Origin of the sequence: Tepidibacillus sp. HK-1 (genome assembly GCF_001748485.2) — a bacterium.
In the GTDB taxonomy this organism is placed as follows: domain Bacteria; phylum Bacillota; class Bacilli; order Tepidibacillales; family Tepidibacillaceae; genus Tepidibacillus_B; species Tepidibacillus_B infernus.
In genome coordinates, this window is sequence record NZ_BDGM02000006.1 from 88940 (window position 1) to 109589 (window position 20650).

Consider the following 20650-nt stretch of genomic DNA (forward strand, 5'->3'; position numbering starts at 1 on the left):
AGTCACCATCTTAAGATTGTTTTTTGTTTTGCCAAGATAAATCAAGAATATCCTCTACATTTAGAGGTTTTGATAGCATTTGTTGATCTATCATCATTTGTACAATATCTTTCATTTGTTGAATATTTTCTTGAGTAATTTCCCAATTAAAGGTTTGAGCTTCAATTGCTTCAGCGATTAAGTCTACTGAATTGATTCTCCCATTTGTTGTATCGATGGTTTCTGTTTCAATAAAACGTTTTGCCAATATTTTTGCTGCTTCTTTTGGTTGATTTTCTAACATCTCAATCGCTTCTTTTTGAGCATCTAACATCTTATTTATCGCAATCTGTTTTTCTTGAAGAATTTTCCCTGAGGTTATCGCCACCATACATGGGAAAGGCCATTCTTCTCCAACATCATAAAGTGGCGTTACAGGAATGGTTTTACGAGCAATTCGATCATATGGTTCAAAGAGAAAAGCAGCATCTACTTTCCCAGCTGTTAAGGATTGGATCGCCACACTTGGTGAAACATAAACCATATTCACATCATTACGTGTAAGATTACCCTCTTTCAGTACAACACCATTTAGCACGATGTCTGCTGTGCTCCCTTGTTTCTGTGTAGCTAGTTGCTTTCCTTTCAAATCTGGTATCGTCTTAATATTACGATCACTTCGCACTAATAGACTGTGATAACCCATTTGCGCACCGCTGATTACTTTTAAATCAGCACCTTTATCAGCCCATGTAACAGCATTTGTAAATCCAAGCACCCCTGCGTCTAATTGCCCTCCAACAATCGCTTTAATCATCTCAGGCCCACTATTAAAGATTTGAACTTCCACTTCTAACCCATTCTTTTCATAAAAACCTGCATCATAAGCAAGCATCACTTGAGCATCATCCATCACGTTTAAATAACCAATACGTAGCTTTTCTTTTGTTTGTGGATTTGTATTTGCTTGCTGCTCCTTGTTTGCTCCACAGGCGGTTAAAAATAAAGAAATGATCATTACAAACATCCCTACCCACCGTAATCGGCGTGCCCCTAAAATTTTTACCAATTCCATTTCCCCCTTTAACGTATAAACTTGACTAATTTAGTCAGGATTGTCCTTGCATATTGCAAGAAAAAACACCTCATAAGAAGAGGTGTTAAGATAACTCTTCTTATCTTTCAGAACAAATTGTTCTGCTGGAATTAGCACCGTATCATACAAATCGGTTGCCGGGTTTCATTGGGCCAGTCCCTCCACCACTCTGGATAAGAACGTGATAATATGTAATTGATCATACTGTGATTCATAGAAAATCGTCAATCCATTAATGTGCTACAATCAAAAAGTTTTTTCATGATTATTCTAATTATGCAACAACATCATAGCCTTGGTCTTCGATCGCTTCTTTCATTTGTTCAAAAGTTACTTTTCCCTCATCGAAAGAAACCGTTACATTTTTGTTCTCAAGACTAACAACCGCATTGGAGACCCCTGCTAATTTTTTTAGTGCCCCTTCTACCGCCATTTTGCAATGATTACATGTCATACCTTCTACTTTAATTACTTTTTCCATTTAAAATCCCTCCATTATAGATGAATGATTATATGAAACCCTTGTTAGGGTAACAAACAATAGTCAATAACCTTGTTTTTTTAAAATTTAATATTTTTTAATCGTAAGGAGTTAAGAACGACTGAGACAGAACTCATTGCCATCGCAGCTCCTGCAATCCAAGGTGCTAATAGACCTGCCATTGCTACTGGAATACTAATTGAATTGTAGAATAAAGAAGCAAATAGATTCTGCTTAATATTTTTTAAGGTCTGTTTACTAATATAGATTGCATCTGCAACCCCTTTTAAGCTCCCACCAATTAAGGTAACATCGGCTGCTTCAATCGCTATATCTGTTCCAGTTCCAATTGCCATCCCTACATCTGCAGTAGCTAATGCTGGAGCATCATTGATGCCATCGCCAACCATGGCAACTGTATATCCTTGAGTTTTTAAGGATTCAACTTCTTTTGCCTTATCTTCAGGCATTACTTCTGCACGAACTTCATCAACACCCACTTCTTGAGCTATACTTTTTGCGGTACGTTGATTATCCCCGGTAATCATCACGACTTTGATACCCATTTCTTTTAATTTGGCAATGGCTTCTTTTGAGTCAGCTTTTACCGTATCAGCCACTGCAAGGATTCCTAATAATTTATCAGGAGTAGCAACTAAAACAACTGTTTTCCCTTGTGCTTCTAATTGGGCCATTTTTTCTTCAATAGCTGCTGGATCAAGTCCAATTTCTCTTACTAATTTACGTGTTCCCACATAAACCATCGTATCGTTCACTTTTGCTTTTAAACCTTTGCCAGGAAGAATCTCAAAATCTTTGACTTGAAGCAAGTCGATTCCTTTTTCTTCTACGCCTTTAGCAATTGCCTTACCAATCGGATGTTCAGACGTTTTTTCAATGGAACCAGCATATTGTAATAATTCCTGTTCACTTGCATCAATCGCAATATAATCTGTTAATTCAGGCTCCCCTTTGGTAATGGTGCCTGTTTTATCTAATACAATCGCATTGATTTTTTTAGTGTTTTCTAAGTGTTCTCCACCTTTGAAAAGAATCCCATGTTCAGCTGCTTTACCGGTCCCAACCATAATAGAAGTTGGTGTTGCTAAACCTAATGCACATGGACAAGCAATAACGAGAACGGCTATCGCATTCACTAAGGCATGTTCAAAATTGTTAGGATCTAGCCAGAAGTAATAACCTAAGAAGGTTAAAATAGCGATGGCCACAACAATCGGCACGAATATCCCCGAAATCACATCAGCCATCCGTTGAATGGGTGCTTTCGTACTATTGGCTTGTTCTACCGCTTTAATAATTTGTGCTAATGCTGTATCTTTCCCAACCTTTGTCGCTTTAAACTTAAAAGAACCATGCTTATTGATTGTAGCCCCAATGACAATATCGCCAACTTTCTTATCGACTGGAATACTTTCCCCTGTAATCATGGATTCATCAACAGACGAATAGCCCTCGATAATTTCACCATCAACAGGGATTTTTTCCCCAGGGCGAACAATGATGATATCTCCTTTTACCACTTCTTTAATTGGAACTTCAATCGGTTCTCCGTTTCTTTCAACCATCGCAGTCTTTGCTTGTAAGCTCATCAATTTTTTAATCGCATCAGATGTTCGACCTTTCGCTAAGGCTTCTAAATATTTACCAAATAAAACGAGCGTAATCAGGACTGCACTCGTTTCAAAATAAAGTTGATGAGTGCCTATAATTATTCCATAAATACTATAAAAGTAAGCAGCAGATGTTCCTAATGCAACAAGGACATCCATATTAGCACTACCATTTTTCAAAGCAGAATAAGCACCATGATAGAATTGATAACCAATATAGAATTGAACTGGTGTTGCTAAAAGAAGTTGAAACCATGGGTTCATGATGATTTCTGGCACCAAATACATAACCCCAAAATGACCCAACATACTCCATAATAGGGGAAGGGATAAGAGAGAAGAAATGATCAACTTGGTTCTCTTTTTACTTAATTCTTTATCCTTAGCAGATTGTTGATCCACTTCATCCTCATGAACTTTTCCATCATATCCTAAGTCCCTAACTTTCTTTATAAAATCATCCACATCTACTTCTTCAGCATTGTATTCGACAACTGCTCTTTCCAGCGCCAGATTGACTGTAGCAGAGTAAACACCTGGTATTTTATTTAATCCCTTTTCGATTCGTGAGGAACATGCAGCACAAGTCATTCCAATTAGATCTAATTCTACTTTTTCCTTTGCTACACCATAGCCAAGATCCTTTTCTTCCGTCACCATTTTACTCACTCCTTTGATGACTATCTATCTATTTAATAAACAATTTAATAACATCCATCAATTCATCAATCGCAGGATCACCATTACCAGATTTAATTGCCTTTTGGACGCATCCGTGTGTATGTCTCTCTAATAAGGATAATCCAACTTTGTCTAAAGCAGCACGTACAGCTGCAATTTGAATTAAGACATCTACACAATAACGATCATCTTCTACCATCTTGTGAATACCACGCACTTGTCCCTCGATTCGTTTTAAACGTTGAAGAATTTTTTGATTCATCTCATTTGGGTGCATATGCTCATTTAAGTTTTCCATACCCCTACCCCCTTTATGTATTAAATTATACCGTATCTATTGAAGGGTGTAAAGTTAACTCAAATGGAAAATCTATCCTAAAAGTAATTTCTTTATTTCTTTTTCGTTCACTTCAAAACCAATAAGTATTTTTTTCTTTTTAAAAAAGCCAAATAAACCGGGTTTTTGAAAAACAAAGGTAGGAACAATTCTTGTACCAGAAACCTCTTTTAGTAGATCCTCCCTTTCAGGATGAATACTAAGATCATGTTCTACATAGTCAATATTGTGTTGGGAAAGAAACTCTTTCGCCGCTTGACAATCTATTCATGTTGGCCTTGTAAATAGTTCTAATGTAATATTTTCCATCCATATCACCCCCTCAAACCCATAAATCCTAATTCAATTTTAATTCTTTTTTAATTTGTCCAAATCAATATTTTCTCTATACAAAAATCCATCACAAATTATACCCATACCCCCGTGTAGTATATTATAAATTATAATCTTTCTAATTTAGTCATGTCTATGTCAATATTGTGTCTAAATAGTGAACTATTTTTGGAGAGGAAATTCATAATATCCTCTTAAAACGTTAGTTCTACATCAAAACCATTCAGTTGCTTCTCAATGTGATCAAAGCGATTGAGTATCTCCTTAAATATTTCCTACACACAAAATCTCCACTAGTATTAACACTCTTCCATCATCTTTTCTATATCTTCTATTAGTTTAGGAATTAACTTTTCCTGATACCCTGCTTTACGTTCTATCTTTATTTGTTCTTTTAATGGCTGTAATTCACTTAGTGTTATTGTCTCTAATTTTTTAAGCCGCGTATCAGATAATTCAACGGTTGACTTTGCTTTCATATATTCATCAACTTCATAATGCCAAAGTTGGACATGTTCGGGGTACCGGTTTTTTAATCTCTCAGCCATTTGAAGGCCCTCAGGGTCATAATCCCCAGAGTAATAAATAATAACATCATTCTGAACAAGGTAATCTAATAAAATCAAGGTAGCGAGTTTAAATTGCCCATGAGTGCATATGATTGGTGGAGACTCTTGTAATTGTAATTGGTCGATGATTGCCGAAAAAACACCAGAATTTTCAACAACAAAAACAACATTGGCTTTTCTTGAATGATACGTAACACCGGGTATAAAGAAATGGAGTTTAATCAATTCCCTTAATGCAACATTCATAACATGATTCCCCTTAAATGCCTCCCACCATAACGATTCTGGCGTCCCATCATCGCAAAAACCTAAAATACCAGTGCAAGTGACAAAATTCAATATATCATCGCGAATGATTCTAAAATATTGCATCAATTCACTAACATCTTCAGCCGTCAACGAACTTACCATCTCATAATCTTGATCTTCCAACTGTCGAATCCATTGTAAAGCCACAATAAGAAACCGACCTTGATCTGTATCCAGGTCAAAACCATGAGGATCTTGTGTCACTTGGTAGGCAAAGATAGGCAATCGAATATAGTCTTTTGTTCTAGTATCTGTCTCTAAACGAAACGTTAAAATAGAAATGGCTTTTATCACTTGTTCCAACTGACTCTTAAATAAATCCCGATCTTTGTCATAAGCAAGATGAAATCCTCTTACACCATTCCCCTTTTCTTGAATATGTTGAAGAAAGCCTAGAGCAAGTGGATCGTTGTATCGTTGTTTAAATTCCTCAAAAAAATTAGCTTTAAGTCGTTCATAGCGTTCTTTTTCTTCTGCCTGCGATATGATTGGATGTCCAATGTAACCATCTAATAAATCCTTAACATCAACTCCTGCAAACTTTGTCCTTTCAAGTGCCTTCTCAAACTGTGAAAATGCGATGGTGATTGATTTCTCTTTGGAAAAGTCCTTACGAAAAAAAGAGGAAAGTACCTCTTTTTCTTGTTCATTCACATTGACGATGGTAACTTTTCCCCCAATTCTTCCTAGACTCTTATATTTGTTGATCAATAGTTGAAAAAGTGTTTGAAAACCTTTCTCCTGTTTGAAGTATTTTACCGCTTCACTGGTTAAATGGTTTAGCTTATCCATGCATTACTTCCCCTTTAAACTTCTTTTTACACCATATACTTTATCTTTTCTTGATCCAGACGATTTTCTTCAATCCCTTCGCTTTTCAATAGTTGCAATCTTCTACCATCCCAGTGGTAGCGAACAACTGTAACATAAGATGCATTCTTCGGTCTAACTAATTCACAGATCGATAATTGAGATACTGTGTCATAATCTCCCCATAAGGCTTGTGAATTAAAGATATAATTAAACCCTAGTTTCTCTACTAGATCAAACATATCACGAATATTATTTTCATCCACACCTGCAAAGGCTTCATCTAAAGAGATGATATATGGTGCGTCATCACGGGCTTCCAGATACCTAGAATAAGCTGCAGAAAATAGCGGAATATACATCGCCATGGCTTTTTCGCCTCCACTAAACGTATAAAAGACATTGTTTGTAAGTTCTCTTTTTGGTTCTCCTTCCCTTTTGTAATAAAGAGTGAATGAAAACCATTTGCGGTAATCCAACATCTCCTTAATCATTTGGTGCAAGGTTTCTCCATAACCCTTTTCTTCAAGTACTTCTTTGGCACGAGTGATCTTAGATTGAAAATGGGTGGTGATACGATTCATATCTTCTGCTTTTAATAGTCTAGAATCAAGACGAAGAAGATCAACTAAATCTTTAGTATCCAATTCTTCTTCTATATCCGCAGTCTTAGGTTTCCATCGAATGGAAAAGGTCAACCCACTTGATGTATCCCTTTCAGACATTAAACGGTTAATTTTCTCCACCCATTGTTCTGCCCGATTAATTCTAGCGCGAATGATTCTCCCTACACTATTTAAAATAATTTCTTCGTATAATTCGCGATCTTTTTCACTTAATATTACTTTTTGCAATTCAATATCTTTATCGATTTGAGTTAAAACATAATAAGGACTGACACGATTACCATTATACTCCATAAGCAGTTGAATTCGTCTTGCTTTCTGTTTTAATTGATCCCATTTCATGATGATGTTTTCATCATCAATACTTATCTCTTCATTGATCTCAAAGATCGTATCTTGGGTAAGACGATATTCTACGAGCACACTCTGTTCTTGATAATAAACGTTTGTTAATCGTTGATTCACTTTTTCGCGATCTAGGTTTTGGAGTAGTGTACCATATTGATTTAAGACTTGTTTAGCACGACTCACAATATGCTCTTCTTCTAACCGAATAGACGAATCCTCGATCACATTCACCAGTTGTAATCGATCATCCTCTGTGAAAATGGTTAACCATTTTTGAAAGAGCTGTTCTGCAAATAAAACCTCTGATTCCTTTTTGTTGATCTCTGCTTCAGTATGATTGATTTGATTGCGTATATCTTGTATGTTTGCGATCAATTCTTTGATTTGAATTGGAATTTGCTTTAATCGTTGAACAATATTTTCAATCAGTTGCCGTATTTCTTCGGCTCCTAACTCTGCTAAACGTTCTTCAATTTGTTGTAACTGAAGATGATATTTCTTTATCTCTCCTTCAATTTGATTCAATTCCCCTTTTAATTCATCAATATCAAACTGAATTTCTTCCAAGTTTTGTTGATATAGCAAGATGCTTTGTTTACTATGTTGATAGTCTTTATAATTACTTTCTAAATCTCGTAGTTCCTGTTGATAATTCAGTATTGATGTTCTTGCCGTTTCATATGCTTCTTCCTGAATAGGCAAGCTGATTTCCTCTGTTAATTCTCGTAATTGATTTTTGATCCTCTGTAATTGTTCAAGCTCTTGTTTTACACGATCATTCTTACGTTTTGCTTCCTCTGCAAGTAATTTGATCTTTTGTCTAGTTTCTACTAATTCTTCATAAACATGTTTTACATCCTTATCTTCTGGAAAATCTAGAAATTCTCGTTCTAAGGTTGCAAGTTTCATTTCCCATCGTTGGGATTCCTGTATCATTCGAATCTTCTCGTCTTCTAGTGCACTGATTTCCTCTTCAATTCGTTGAATCACTTGTAACCGATATTGTTTTCGAGCTTCTTTGCCAATATAGATTGCCTGTGACTGATTAGGGGCATGTCCTTCAATCAGTCCAATCTGATAACGACCCTCTTCATTAATCGAAATGAGAGAATCAGCCTTTTCATCGATAACAATACTTCTTAATACATGATCAATATCCTTTCCTGTTACCTCAACTCCCTCAACCGGTGTTGGATAAAGAAGATCTGCTAACGTATAGCCAAAAAATTGTGGGTTTGGCCGAATGATTCGATCATGAACGAGTTCTACTGAATAAGATTCAGGAATAATCAATGCATCCAATAGACCCATCTCTGTAATCGCTGCTTCAATCCGTTCTCGTTGCGTTATTGACACCTCGACATGAAACTCTACCGCCGAGTAAAAAGGAAGATGAGGGATATTTTGTTTCATAAGTTGTTGTCTAGCTTCTACCGTTTCGTAATGTCTTTCTGGTTCTGGATCTTTCTTTTCCTTCCATTCTTTTAATTCTATTTTCTTCTGTTCTATTTCTTTTAGCTTTGTTTCGATTCTTTGTTGTAATTGAATGCTCTCTTTTTGGAGAACTTGATAGACTTCACGATATCGTTTTTCAATAGGAGCCTTAATTTCTTCTAAAGGATATTCGTCATAGATTTGGCCAATTCGAGAGGCCACCATTTGCACATCCTTATCTGACAAATCCAGCTGTTTATTTTGCTGTTGCCATATATGGAAAGCTTCTAAATAACGCTCTCTCTCCTCTTCAAAATATTGCTCCCATTTCCGTTCATTACTCCGTTGATCATCAAGATCTTTATTAACCTCTCCTAACTCTTTTTCTAATTCTTGATAACGTTTTTTGATGATCGAATGCTCCCTAAGAATTTTAAGAATTTCATCTAGTTTTCCTTGATAATCATGAACTTCTTTCTTCCATAAATCAAATTGATAAACCCCTTGGTAATTTCGTTTAAATTCTGGAGCGGCAATCTGATGATTGAAAAAGGCTGCCTCTTCCGCCAGAAACTCCAATTCATCAAGCGATTCCTGGATCAGGCGATCTGCTTTTTCCTCTTTTTTTGCTTCTATCCGTATTTTATCTTTTAACTCTCTTTCTTTACGCTTTTTTTCTTCTAGGGTTTGTTCCTTTTGCTTTCTTTTGAATTCTATCTGTTTTTCTGCTATTAGTAATTCTTGTTTTTTCTCTTCAGCTTTAAATACATCATGATCTCGTAATTGCTTTTCTTCATCCTTTAGAACTTCTTCTTCTCGCTCAAGTTGTTCCAAATTCCTACTCTGCAAATCCAATTCAGCTTTTAACTCACTCATACTACGCTGCAATTCTGCTTTCTTTTTTCGTACATTTTCCTGCTCTCGATGAGCCACCAATACGCCATTTGCTTTTTCTACTAAAACAAATTGGTTATATTGATCATATTCTTTACATAAGCGTTTCAAGGATCTTTGGTCTCGAATTAGTTGATCTAATTGTTGCTTGGTTTGATCCATATTTTCGATTGTATCAGATAATGGACGTAATTCTTCATCAGATAGGGCTGGTAAAGATTCATTCAAGATATCATAAATGACAGTTGGCTTAAATTCTTTGGATAATTTGGGACTACGCAATTGAATGAGTAACTTAATCAATTCATCATACGCATCTAATGTTTCAAAACCAAATATATATTTATTTACCAACTCCATATATTCTCTTTGTGTACGAACCACCTTACCACCGTTCTCTAATCTATTTTCTAATTCTCTTCTTGTCAGTGGAATCTTCTCTCCAGCTTCTAACTTATACAGGAGTATATCCTGTCCGATTCGGCGGTTATCATAGATCACAAATCCCCAGAATTCCATGTTACTTTGTCTTTTAGCCCGTAAGCCAATTCCAGTTGTCAAGTATTGCTCCGTATCCTGACGCTTATATTCAAGATATAAGTATCCTGTTCTCTCATCGCGATCAACGATCCCTTTTTCACCAAGAAGGTAATCCTCCATCTTTCTTGCTTTCGAGCCAAATGGGTCTAAACGGTCGGGACTTTTCTTTCCGTCTAATAATACAGGGAGTAAACTTTGCATGGTGACGGATTTCCCAGATCCATTACTTCCTCTTAAAAGTAATCTACCTCCCGAAAATTGAAACTCTTCCTCGTCGTAATACCAAAAATTAAGTAAACCTGCACGATGAAGTTGCCATTTATTCCCCTTCACTTTCTCCTACCTCCTCATTTCCGTTAAAATCATCTGGATAACGCCCAATCATTCGCACCAATGCTGGTAAAAGTATGACTGCCCCTGTATCCAATTCTCTCCTAGCCAATTTCCAATCCTCTAAAAGCTGAAATAATTTTATTGTGGTTTCTTGAATAGAGGCTTCACGGTGTTCCTTGCTCCAACCTATCCCATATTTTTCTTTGCAAAATCCTACCCATCGTTCAAAATCTAACCAAGTCAATAATAAAGAACCATCCCATTGAATTGGGATCTCATCTTCAACTTGTTGTTCCCGTACAATACTCGAAAATTGCAAAGCAACGTCCATAATTCCCTTATTATCTGGATATAAATGAAAGCGTGCTTTTCGTTCAGGTAATGTGAGCATTGCTGTATTTTTATATAATTCCAATTGAAAGGGTGTATGAGATTCAATATCTTCCCGTAATCGATTCCGATAATTCCGTAGATATTGAAAGTCAGGATCTTGTACCCCTTCACTGTAGAGTACAGGTGACAAGAATAGCTTTCGATAGATTCGATATCTCCTCATCGCTCCTGTATTCGCTTCTTCTCCCATCCACTCTACTTTCAAAATCTCTTCCATAGACTCAAACTGAAATAGGTCCTTTGGATAGGATCGCATAAAATAACGAGAGATGAGCGGAACTTCATAAAGTACTTCATGGTTTTCTGTCTGCGAGAAACCTTCAATATCTCCATCTACAGCCTTTACAATTCCTATCTCTTCAGAAAACTTGAGTACACGAACAAGAGACTTACGATGTTCATAATTGGTCCAATCGATTCCTTCCTCTCTTGGATAAATACTTAACAGGTCTTCGACAATTTCCATTAATAGAAATTGCTCATCAACGGCTTTCCCCTCTAAAAAGGCTAATACACATGCAAACAAGGCATAATCACGTGGATGTATAAACATTTGAATTCCCATCCATGGTTCTGGATCAACTGGAATTTTTTCTAATTTCGCAAAATGGCGATGCACAATGAAACGGTAACCAAATTTTTCCTGAAAATAATCCCTTAATGCATGTTCTCTCTCCCGAATCATCTGGTATTTCTCTGGATCCTTCTCACGTAGAATCCAAAATTGTTCAAATAAATCCTCTAAAACCTCTTGTGCCACTTCATCAAATATCAAATTTTGTTTCTCCATTTTTTCCACCTAATCTATGAAATAGAAAACATAATTGGGCATTCTTAACCATCCATCTTCTGACTCAAGCTGAATCATAGAATCATTCAATTGTAATAATTTAAATCGTCTACCCGTTTCTGTTTTACCGATTTGTTCTTTATTTCCCATCGCTTTTGCAATCCAATTCAAAAGGGTTTTACGTACGTATGGATCTACTATCGTTAATTGACTAAGTACAATTCGATCATGATTCATTATTTGTTCCATCATTTTCTGTTCTGCCTCTTTTTCTAGCAAATATTGTTGAAGTGTCTCTTTTTTCTCTCGTTCTTTGTTCACAATGATTCCAGGTCTGGTTTTTTCCTTGTATTGTTTAATCCTTGGTTTTAAAGTAAAGATCGTAGGGGGTTGGTCCCAAACCTCGGAATAGATATCTTCTGTCTCTATGCCATCTGTTTGAAAATGCCTCGTATGAAAAGCACCAAAGACAACAGACGATAGTTTATGCGCTGCTTGTATATCCTGCATCTCAGCGAACCATTTCGCTAAATGAAGATAATCCTTTCGGCGACTACGGAAATTTTGACTTCTTTCTCCGATTCGCTGTGCAAATCGAGTCATCCGTCGAATAGTCTCGTTCGTCTCATTTTGCAAAAAGGAAAGTTCACTTTCACGACCATTTTCACCAAGAAACCACTTTTGTAAGCTTTGCCATTGATCAATTGATTGCTGAATTAGATCCTGTTCATTTGGTAGATTTATTAAACGAGGAATCGATAGTTGATAGGTTGCAATACGATTAGCCACATGCTCAATAAAATCAGTCTTAGTATCATGCAAAACGGATTCGATTTTAAAGGAAGACCGTTGTAACGCAGACATAAAATTCCGTAGATATTCGGTTAAAGCATCCTTAAAGGCGAGAAATGTTTCAGTCATCATGACCTCTTCAACCTTCTCACTTTTAAGATAGGCAATATAATCTGTAGCGTTTTCCGCCATTTTCCGAAATTGATCAAACATATCTTCCCACAAACGATATAATGCCTCATTATCTAGCTTGTCCACATCATATTCACGTTTGCCTTTATGAAAGGGATTTTCGTGATAAGCAGTGAGTTGATATAAGGATTCAAGCAATCGATCAAATAAGGTCTTTTCCAATGATCCACCGAAAGAATCCCCTAATTTCTCTAACCCTTGAACCATCCGTTCAATTTCAATGGTGTAGGGAGTCGCCTGATAGCGAAACTTCTTTTTCTTAAAATCCTCAATTGAATTAACTCTTCCTGTCTCTTGACGGGGAATGATATTTTTCCACTGAACTAATTGGTTCAAGTCATTTTGTAATTGTTCTTCTGTATATTCTTGAAAGTGAAAGTTTTGTTTCAAATATTCATAGATTTCCTCTGGGAATAGATAATGACGTAATCGTTCATGCTGTTGATAAAAATAACGTAGGATTGAACGGTATCGCCATGCATTATCTGTCGTTAAATAGGTAACCTCTGATATCGCTCTTAACATTTGATCATTCATAGATTTCCTCACATTTTTAAAAATTTTCTCAGTTACAGTATATCAAACAAACATAAAAAAACATCCCCATTATTCCAAGAGGGATGTTTTTACTAATTTCACTTTTTATCTATTTTAAAAACCTTTTTGCGATTATTTTTTTGAAATTGCTCCATTCTTGCTTTTCTATGGTGAAGAGCTTTTTTTTATAGGTATTGTTTTTACGGTTAGTGTTTTTTTAAAAATTTAAGCTAGTAATGATAGAGTATAAAACAAATTCTCTCTTTTTTTATATAAAACCTGGGCTTCTTCTACAGAAATACTTGAAAAACGAATGGTATGGCCTGGTAATGCTTGCGCTAATAAAGGTAAATCAACTGAAATAACGGTAGCAATTCTAGTATATCCACCTGTTGTTTGTCGGTCTGCCATTAAAACGATTGGATGACCGTTTGATGGAACCTGAATTCCGCCAAAGGGGATAGCATCTGAAATAATATCAGCAGTAGAAAGATGTGTAATTTGGGGACCATTTAAACGGTATCCCATTCGATCCGATTGAGATGAAATTTCAAAAGTTTGGGTTAAAAAGGTCTGAATTCCTTCTTCAGTAAAATAATGAAGGTGTGGCCCTAAAATAACCCTAGCATGAATCTCACTTTTATATGTCGGAATTTCATCATAATGAAGTAACCGTCCAACATATCTTTTTTCTAGAATTCCTTTACCAAATAGAATATCATCTTTTTGTAAAGCACGACCTTTATATCCACCAATTCCGGCTTTTATATAAGTTGATTTGCTTCCCATTACGATAGGAATATCAAACCCGCCTGCAATACTCAAATAGGCTCTTGCACCTTCAACTGGGGCACCAAAAGAAAGAATTTGTCCTTTCTTTAATATAAAACTCTTCCACATGTCTATTTTTTTTCCATCAACTGTAGGAAAAAGATTACCACCACAGATAGCAAGCAACATATCATCTAACGCCTGCAAAGTGGGTCCAATTATTGAAATTTCTAAGACTGCTTCATTTCTTGGATTGCCAACCAGTAAATTGCCTATTTGCATTGAAAAAGCATCCATTACACCTGCAGCGACAATTCCATACTGTTGATAGCCTAACCGCCCTAAATCTTGAACAGTGGTGAGTAACCCAGGTTTGATTACCTTTAATAAAGGTTTAGACATTCGAGGACACTCCAAAATTTTTAATCATGATCTTTTCTTGTTTCAATTTTTCTCTTAGTTTCTTAACAAATGAAAGAGCTTGTGGTTCATCTCCATGTACACAAATGGTGTCAGCTTGAATATCAATATCTTCTCCATTTACTGCTCTTACTTTTCCCTCTTTGACCATTCGAATCACACGTTCAACAGCAAAATCAAGATCATGAATTATCGCATTTGGTTGTAAACGAGAAGTTAATGTGCCATCTGGCTGATAGGTACGATCGGCAAAAACTTCTTGGGCTACTTTCAGTCCATGTTCTACCCCTGCTTTATAAAGTTCACTACCAGCTAAAGCAAATAAAACCAACTCTTTATCTAAATCCTTCACTGCTTTAGCAATCGCCATAGCCATTTCTTTATTTTTTGATGCCATATTATATAATGCACCATGTGGTTTTACATGTTGAACACTTACTTTTTGTGAATTAGCTACACCCAATAATGCGCCTATCTGATAAATCATCATATTGTAAATTTCTTCAGGGGACATTCTTATTTCTCTTCGTCCAAAACCACTTAAATCAGGGAACCCTGGGTGTGCTCCTACCCCTACTCCTAATTCTTTCGCTTTTATTACTGTTTTCATCATAACATTATGATCCCCAGCATGATATCCACACGCAATATTAGCAGAAGTAATATATTTTAGCACCTCGTCATCATTACCAATACGATAATTTCCATAACTTTCTCCTAAGTCACTATTTAAATCAATTGAATACATAATCCATCCCCTCTTCCTTTTTGTAAGTTTTTACTTGATAGTTCCCGTTTTCAACTGCTTTCTTTATTTCTAAATATTCATGATATGAAACGCTTACAAATCTTAAGTAATGTCCTACTGATAGGAGAATGGGACGTTCCTTTGCTTGATCATATAGCTTAAGTGGAGTGATTCCGATGATTTGCCATCCTCCAGGTGTCTCTAACGGATAAATACCAGTCTGTTCACCAGCAATACCAACGGATCCCGCTGGAATACGGGTTCTTGGCTTCTCTTGACGCGGAGTAGCAATCTTATTTGACATACCACCCAAATATGGAAAACCAGGTACAAACCCGATCATATAAATTAAATAATCAGTACCCGTATGGATGGAAATCACTTCATCTTCAGTAAGATTATTATATTTTGCAACATAAGCTAAATCTGGTCCTGTTTCTCCGCCATAATAGGTCGGGATTTCATATATCTTTGCTGAAGGTAAATTAGTTTCTTTAATATGGTCTTTAATCTCTATTAACTTATTCAACATTTCTTTATATGCAATTAGTGCAGGATTATAAAAAATAGTTAGGGAAGCATAAGTTGGAATCCATTCAATAACCCCATAGATTGGGTTTTGACTTAAACCATTTGTGAATAAACGAATCGCCTGATTAATTTCTTTAGAAATTTCATTTCCAAAAGATACTCGAATTGCTGTATCCCCTAGTGGCTGAAAATCTAGGTTCATATACTCCTTCCTCCAAAAAAAGTCTACATATTTTTATTTTACAAAATTAACATAAAGATCATAAAAAAGCAAAACATTGATAAGAAGACATCGAATAATTTGCTTCATATAATTTAATGAAAGTATTAAATAAATTACACAGGAGATAACATTTTTGTCATTCCCTGTGTAAAAGAGTTACTATTTCCACAATTCAGCGATTCCTTGAAGAGATACCCACCCGATATAGGATGTAATCAATACGGCAATTACTCCAAAAATGATCATCCAAGTTGGATGGCGATAGGTTTCTCCAACAATTTTTTTATTTCTAGAAGCTACTAATATAGACCCTAATGTTAAAGGTAAAATTAATCCATTTAAAGAACCAACGATTACCAATATTGTTACTGGCTTACCAACTAACACAAAAACTAACGTTGAGAAAATGATAAATCCCATGATGATAAAATTAGTATATTTATCAAAAAGTGCGTGGAAAGAACGTAAAAATGATACGCTTGTGTAAGCTGCACCAATTACAGAAGTAATCGCTGCAGACCAAAGAACAATACCAAAAAACTTATAGCCGTAGTCACCTAAAGCGATTTGAAAGACTGATGCAGGCGGGTTGGAAGGATCCAACTTATTCCCAGCATATACCACTCCTAAAACAGCTAAAAACAGCAAAATTCTCATTAATCCAGTTACTAAGATTCCATATATCGAAGCCCTGTTTATATATGGCAGATTTTTTTCTCCAGTAATCCCAGCATCTAGCAAACGGTGTCCTCCAGCAAAAGTAATATATCCCCCTACTGTACCACCAATTAAGGTGATCATTGGCAGAAATAATATACTATAATCATCAGGAAAAATACTCTTAACAAGTGCATCTCCTACAGGTGGGTTGGAGATGAACATCACATATCCTACCATTAAAATCATAATTCCGCCAAGAATTTGAGCAATAATATCCATTGCTTTGCCTGCTTCTTTTAAGCTAAAAACAATGATAGCAAAGATGGCTGAAATTATCGCTCCAGTAGTTGGACTAACACCAAAGATAACATTTAATCCTAAACCTGCCCCAGCAACGTTTCCTATATTAAATGCTAAACCGCCTATAACGATTAAGATGGCGATTAAACTTCCTAGTCCTGGCAAGACCATATTAGCAACATCTTGCCCACGCTTTCTAGATACTGCAATGATTCTCCAAATATTTACTTGAGCCCCGATATCAATGATAATCGAGGCTAAAATTGCAAAGGCAAAATTAGCCATAAATTTTTCAGTAAAAACAGCAGTCTGAGTTAAAAACCCGGGGCCGATTGCTGATGTAGCCATAATAAAAATGGCTCCTAATATTACACTAATATTTTTTTTTGAACCCGTAGATGTGTTTGGCAGTAATGGACCATTACTCATAAATTTCCTCCTTTTCAAATCTTACTTTTTAAAAATATATATGTTCCTTGTAAAAGAATATTTTTAATTACTTAATGCTTGAAGAGGTGCCGGGATTCGTCCACCACGGTTAATAAGTTTTTCAGAAGAAAAATGATTGATTTTCATAATTGGGGCACGACCTAATAAACCTCCAAATTCCACAAGTTCACCTTCAGATTTTCCTGGAACAGGGATAACGCGTACAGCAGTTGTTTTTTTGTTAATTACCCCTATAGCAGCTTCATCAGCAATAATAGCTGATAGTGTTGAAGCAGTGACATCGCCTGGTAAAGCGATCATATCTAATCCTACCGAACAAACACTTGTCATCGCTTCTAATTTTGCTAAACTTAATGCACCTTCTTCTACTGCTCGAATCATTCCGTTATCTTCACTTACAGGAATAAATGCACCACTTAGTCCCCCTACATAAGAACTAGCCATTGCACCACCTTTTTTTACCGCATCATTCATTAAAGCTAAGGCAGCAATCGTACCATGGGTTCCAGTACGTTCAAGTCCGATTTCTTCCAAAATCTCAGCTACGCTATCATTAATAGCATTCGTTGGAGCTAAAGATAAATCCATAATTCCAAAAGGAACATTTAATTTTTTTGCTACGACCCTTCCAATTAGTTCTCCTGCTCTTGTAATTTTGAATGCTGTTTTTTTAATCACTTCTGCTATCTCTCCAAGATCAGCATTTGGATAACGTTTTAAAGCATTTAAAACCACCCCAGGCCCACTAACGCCAACATTTAGTACCGCTTCGCCTTCTCCCGAACCATGAAAAGCTCCGGCCATAAAAGGGTTATCTTCAACTGGGTTACAGAAAACGACTAATTTCGCACAAGCAATCCCATCCTGGTCTGCAGTAAGTTCAGCAGCCTGCTTTATTACGTGTCCCATCAACTTCACAGCATCCATATTAATTCCGGTTTTTGTCGTTGCAACTGATACTGAGCCACAAACCCTTTGTGTAGTTGACAAAGCGACAGGTATAGATTCTATTAAGGTTTGGTCGCTTTTAGTCATACCTTTATGTACCAAGGCTGAAAAACCACCAATAAAATCAACCTCTAAATCGATTGCTACTTTATCAAGAGTCTTTGCTATTTCAACTGCCTGTTCTTTTGTACAACTTCCTAATATTTCTGCTATAGGGGTGACTGAAATTCGTTTATTTATAATAGGTATGCCAAATTCCTTTTCAACTTCTTGTGCCACTTTGGTTAAATCTGTTGCAAAGGTAGTTATTTTTTTATAAATTTTCTCTTTCATTTTTTCAAAATCCGTATCATAACAATCACGAAGGTTGATTCCTAAGGTTACAGTACGAATATCGAGGTTTTCCATTTGAACCATCCTGATGGTTTCCATCATTTCAGTTAATGCTAAAGTCACTCTTGTCCCTCCTATCTTATATGCGATGCATCGCTTTAAAGATTTCGTCTAACTGTACATTAATTTTTAGGCCAAGGGCTTCTCCAAGTTTATTTAGATCTTCCCTCACTTGATCCACTTTTCCCTCTACATTAGACAAATCGACAATCATCATCATTGTAAAAAAATCTTGGAGAATCGTTTGACTAATATCCAAAATATTAATTCGATATTCTGCTAAAATACTTGTTACTTGAGCAATAATACCTATTTGATCTTTTCCAATGACACTTACTACGGCTTTTTTCTCATTCATTTATTTCACCTCAATCTAAAATTTTAATGATACCCTTTCCTAATAAACTAAAAAAAGAATATTGATATTATTATGCTTTAATGTAGTAGAGTAAGTCAATTTTTTATTTAAAACAATTTCATAATTGCTTATTTTAAAGAAGGACAGACCTACAGGATTTAGATACCTTTTAAGATACGCATAAAAGAGTGACTTATTCCGTAAAAAAACCCTTCCACTACAGAAGAGTTTTTCAACGGAACTTAAATACTAGTTACATAATTGCTGTTTCTCCCCTTATACTCTTTAATTTCCTTTAGATATTGAACAATCGCATCATGGGATTTAATCCCTAAGAACTTTCTTCGACTTCCAAGTTCCCTAAAGTCCTGCTGGCCTGCTCCAATAATTTTATAGGACTTATCAAGTTTAAGGGGTTCTCCATTTACTTCCACATATTCGATCCGATTACCTTCCCCGTTATATGGTTTGAATGCTATATAGAGTCCTGTTGATCGCAAAATATAACCGCCCATCTGTTGAAATGGATCACTAGCATAGACGGAAGTTAGATTTTTTTCTAAGATTTGCATGAGTTCTCTTCCCTCAACTTCTACTGTAAATAGTTCGGGATTCGAAGGAATAATTTGCCAGATGTCTTTCATAGTAATCGATCCTGGAAGAACTGGAACACCATAACGCCATCCATGAGAAAAAGAAATATCTGCATTAATGTGATGCATATAGGCATCTGTAATGAAGTGGTCCATCGGAGTCTCTAATAAGAACATTCGATGAAGTGGTATGGTTGTCTTGCCAACGACATTCTCTTGCAGGTTTTGATAAGGAATAATAGCTTGATCAACCAGCTCTTTTGTAAGAGGATCTTCCTCAAATTGATCTGTAAGCAAGGGAATAAGTTGATGAGTATAGTCGATGATTTTCCCATTTGAAATTTTCAAATCCAATTGCCCTAGGAAAGATGCATGAGAACCAGATTGGATAATTAATGTATTGTTAATTTTCATTGGCCGTTTAATCCGGTCATGGCTATGACCACTTAAGATCACATCAATACCAGTTACTAGTGTCGCTAATTTTTGAGATAATGGTAGGCCAATATGCTCGATTAATATAACCAAATCTACTTTCTCTTTTGTACGTAGATGCTCGATATATTTAGGCAACACCTCTAATCCTAAAGTGAATGAGAGACCTTCCGAAAAAGACGGGGGCATCGTCTGATCTTCATATGGAAAGGTGAGACCAATCATTCCTACCTTTAATCCTTGCATCTCTTTCACAATATATGGTAGAAAAAGAGGGATTCCATGTACCGAATCAAATACATTACAAGCGATCGTGGAAAATGGGAGACGGTTCGCTAAATTTTGCAATTGTTTAGGACCATAGGCATAATCCCAGTTCCCGGGAACCCATGCATCAAGACCAAGATTGGATACTACAGGAATCAAAGTCTCACCTTTCGATAACAATGCTGGGCCTGTTCCATGAAACAGATCTCCATTATCGATAAAGAGAAGATTGGGGTTTTTTTCTCTTTGTTGTTTCACATATTGGGCAATCCGTGCAAAACCACCTGTCATATCATAACGGATTTCACGGCCATAAAAACCTTCCCAATGTGGTTCAATATGACTATGGCTATCATTTTGTTGGATAATGGTTAATTGTACTATATTCACTCCACTCCTTTCCTCTTTAGGATAACCAAGAGGACTGGCACTATATACTTCTTAACCT

Annotated in this window: 16 protein-coding genes and 1 riboswitch; all 16 genes read right to left on the bottom strand. The window is 36.1% G+C overall.

From position 1 onward, the window contains the following. Window positions 1-10 precede the first annotated feature (10 nt). Complete coding sequence (locus tag BEN26_RS04585; RefSeq protein WP_255421855.1) at window positions 11-1048, bottom strand: ABC transporter substrate-binding protein; 1038 nt, start codon at window positions 1046-1048, stop codon at window positions 11-13. Between the two features lie 103 nt (window positions 1049-1151). Beyond that, window positions 1152-1255: riboswitch (SAM riboswitch) on the bottom strand. Window positions 1256-1349: 94 nt separating this feature from the next. After that, a complete protein-coding gene (gene copZ, locus BEN26_RS04590) occupies window positions 1350-1556 on the bottom strand; it encodes a copper chaperone CopZ (protein ID WP_068722888.1) in 207 nt (68 codons plus the stop codon). Window positions 1557-1636: 80 nt separating this feature from the next. Beyond that, window positions 1637-3847, bottom strand: a complete 2211-nt coding sequence (locus tag BEN26_RS04595; protein ID WP_069797412.1) for a heavy metal translocating P-type ATPase — start codon at window positions 3845-3847, stop codon at window positions 1637-1639. A gap of 28 nt (window positions 3848-3875) precedes the next feature. Then, window positions 3876-4166: a metal-sensitive transcriptional regulator gene (locus BEN26_RS04600; protein WP_068722884.1), complete on the bottom strand. Its 291-nt coding sequence runs from the start codon at window positions 4164-4166 to the stop codon at window positions 3876-3878. A gap of 72 nt (window positions 4167-4238) precedes the next feature. Beyond that, the gene (locus BEN26_RS04605; RefSeq protein WP_255421856.1) at window positions 4239-4472 is read right to left on the bottom strand and encodes a glutaredoxin family protein; all 234 of its coding nucleotides are present in this window, start codon (window positions 4470-4472) and stop codon (window positions 4239-4241) included. Between the two features lie 365 nt (window positions 4473-4837). Beyond that, the gene (locus tag BEN26_RS04610) at window positions 4838-6208 is read right to left on the bottom strand and encodes a TIGR02679 domain-containing protein (RefSeq protein WP_069797414.1); all 1371 of its coding nucleotides are present in this window, start codon (window positions 6206-6208) and stop codon (window positions 4838-4840) included. A gap of 26 nt (window positions 6209-6234) precedes the next feature. After that, a complete protein-coding gene (locus BEN26_RS04615) occupies window positions 6235-10401 on the bottom strand; it encodes a TIGR02680 family protein (protein ID WP_069797416.1) in 4167 nt (1388 codons plus the stop codon). Further along, window positions 10388-11584, bottom strand: coding sequence for a TIGR02678 family protein (locus BEN26_RS04620; protein ID WP_068722878.1), 1197 nt, complete (start codon window positions 11582-11584; stop codon window positions 10388-10390). Before BEN26_RS04620 ends, BEN26_RS04615 begins: the two co-directional genes overlap by 14 nt. 9 nt (window positions 11585-11593) lie before the next feature. Next, the gene (locus tag BEN26_RS04625) at window positions 11594-13105 is read right to left on the bottom strand and encodes a TIGR02677 family protein (protein ID WP_069797418.1); all 1512 of its coding nucleotides are present in this window, start codon (window positions 13103-13105) and stop codon (window positions 11594-11596) included. A gap of 225 nt (window positions 13106-13330) precedes the next feature. Continuing rightward, entirely contained in the window at window positions 13331-14278 is a 948-nt protein-coding gene (locus BEN26_RS04630) for a 5-oxoprolinase subunit C family protein (RefSeq protein WP_069797419.1), read from the bottom strand. Beyond that, on the bottom strand, window positions 14271-15044 hold the full coding sequence (locus tag BEN26_RS04635; RefSeq protein ID WP_069797421.1) for a LamB/YcsF family protein: 774 nt from the start codon (window positions 15042-15044) through the stop codon (window positions 14271-14273). Before BEN26_RS04635 ends, BEN26_RS04630 begins: the two co-directional genes overlap by 8 nt. After that, window positions 15031-15777 (bottom strand): 5-oxoprolinase subunit PxpB, encoded by a 747-nt coding sequence (gene pxpB, locus BEN26_RS04640; RefSeq protein WP_069797423.1) that lies wholly within the window; start codon window positions 15775-15777, stop codon window positions 15031-15033. Before pxpB ends, BEN26_RS04635 begins: the two co-directional genes overlap by 14 nt. A gap of 180 nt (window positions 15778-15957) precedes the next feature. Continuing rightward, entirely contained in the window at window positions 15958-17187 is a 1230-nt protein-coding gene (locus BEN26_RS04645; RefSeq protein ID WP_069797425.1) for an NRAMP family divalent metal transporter, read from the bottom strand. Between the two features lie 63 nt (window positions 17188-17250). After that, window positions 17251-18612 carry a PFL family protein gene (locus tag BEN26_RS04650; RefSeq protein WP_069797427.1) on the bottom strand — a complete coding sequence of 454 codons (1362 nt, stop codon included), beginning with the start codon at window positions 18610-18612 and terminating at the stop codon, window positions 17251-17253. A gap of 16 nt (window positions 18613-18628) precedes the next feature. Further along, complete coding sequence (locus tag BEN26_RS04655; protein ID WP_068722865.1) at window positions 18629-18907, bottom strand: ACT domain-containing protein; 279 nt, start codon at window positions 18905-18907, stop codon at window positions 18629-18631. Window positions 18908-19149: 242 nt separating this feature from the next. Next, a complete protein-coding gene (locus BEN26_RS04660; protein WP_069797429.1) occupies window positions 19150-20592 on the bottom strand; it encodes a bifunctional metallophosphatase/5'-nucleotidase in 1443 nt (480 codons plus the stop codon). Between the last annotated feature and the right edge of the window lie 58 nt (window positions 20593-20650).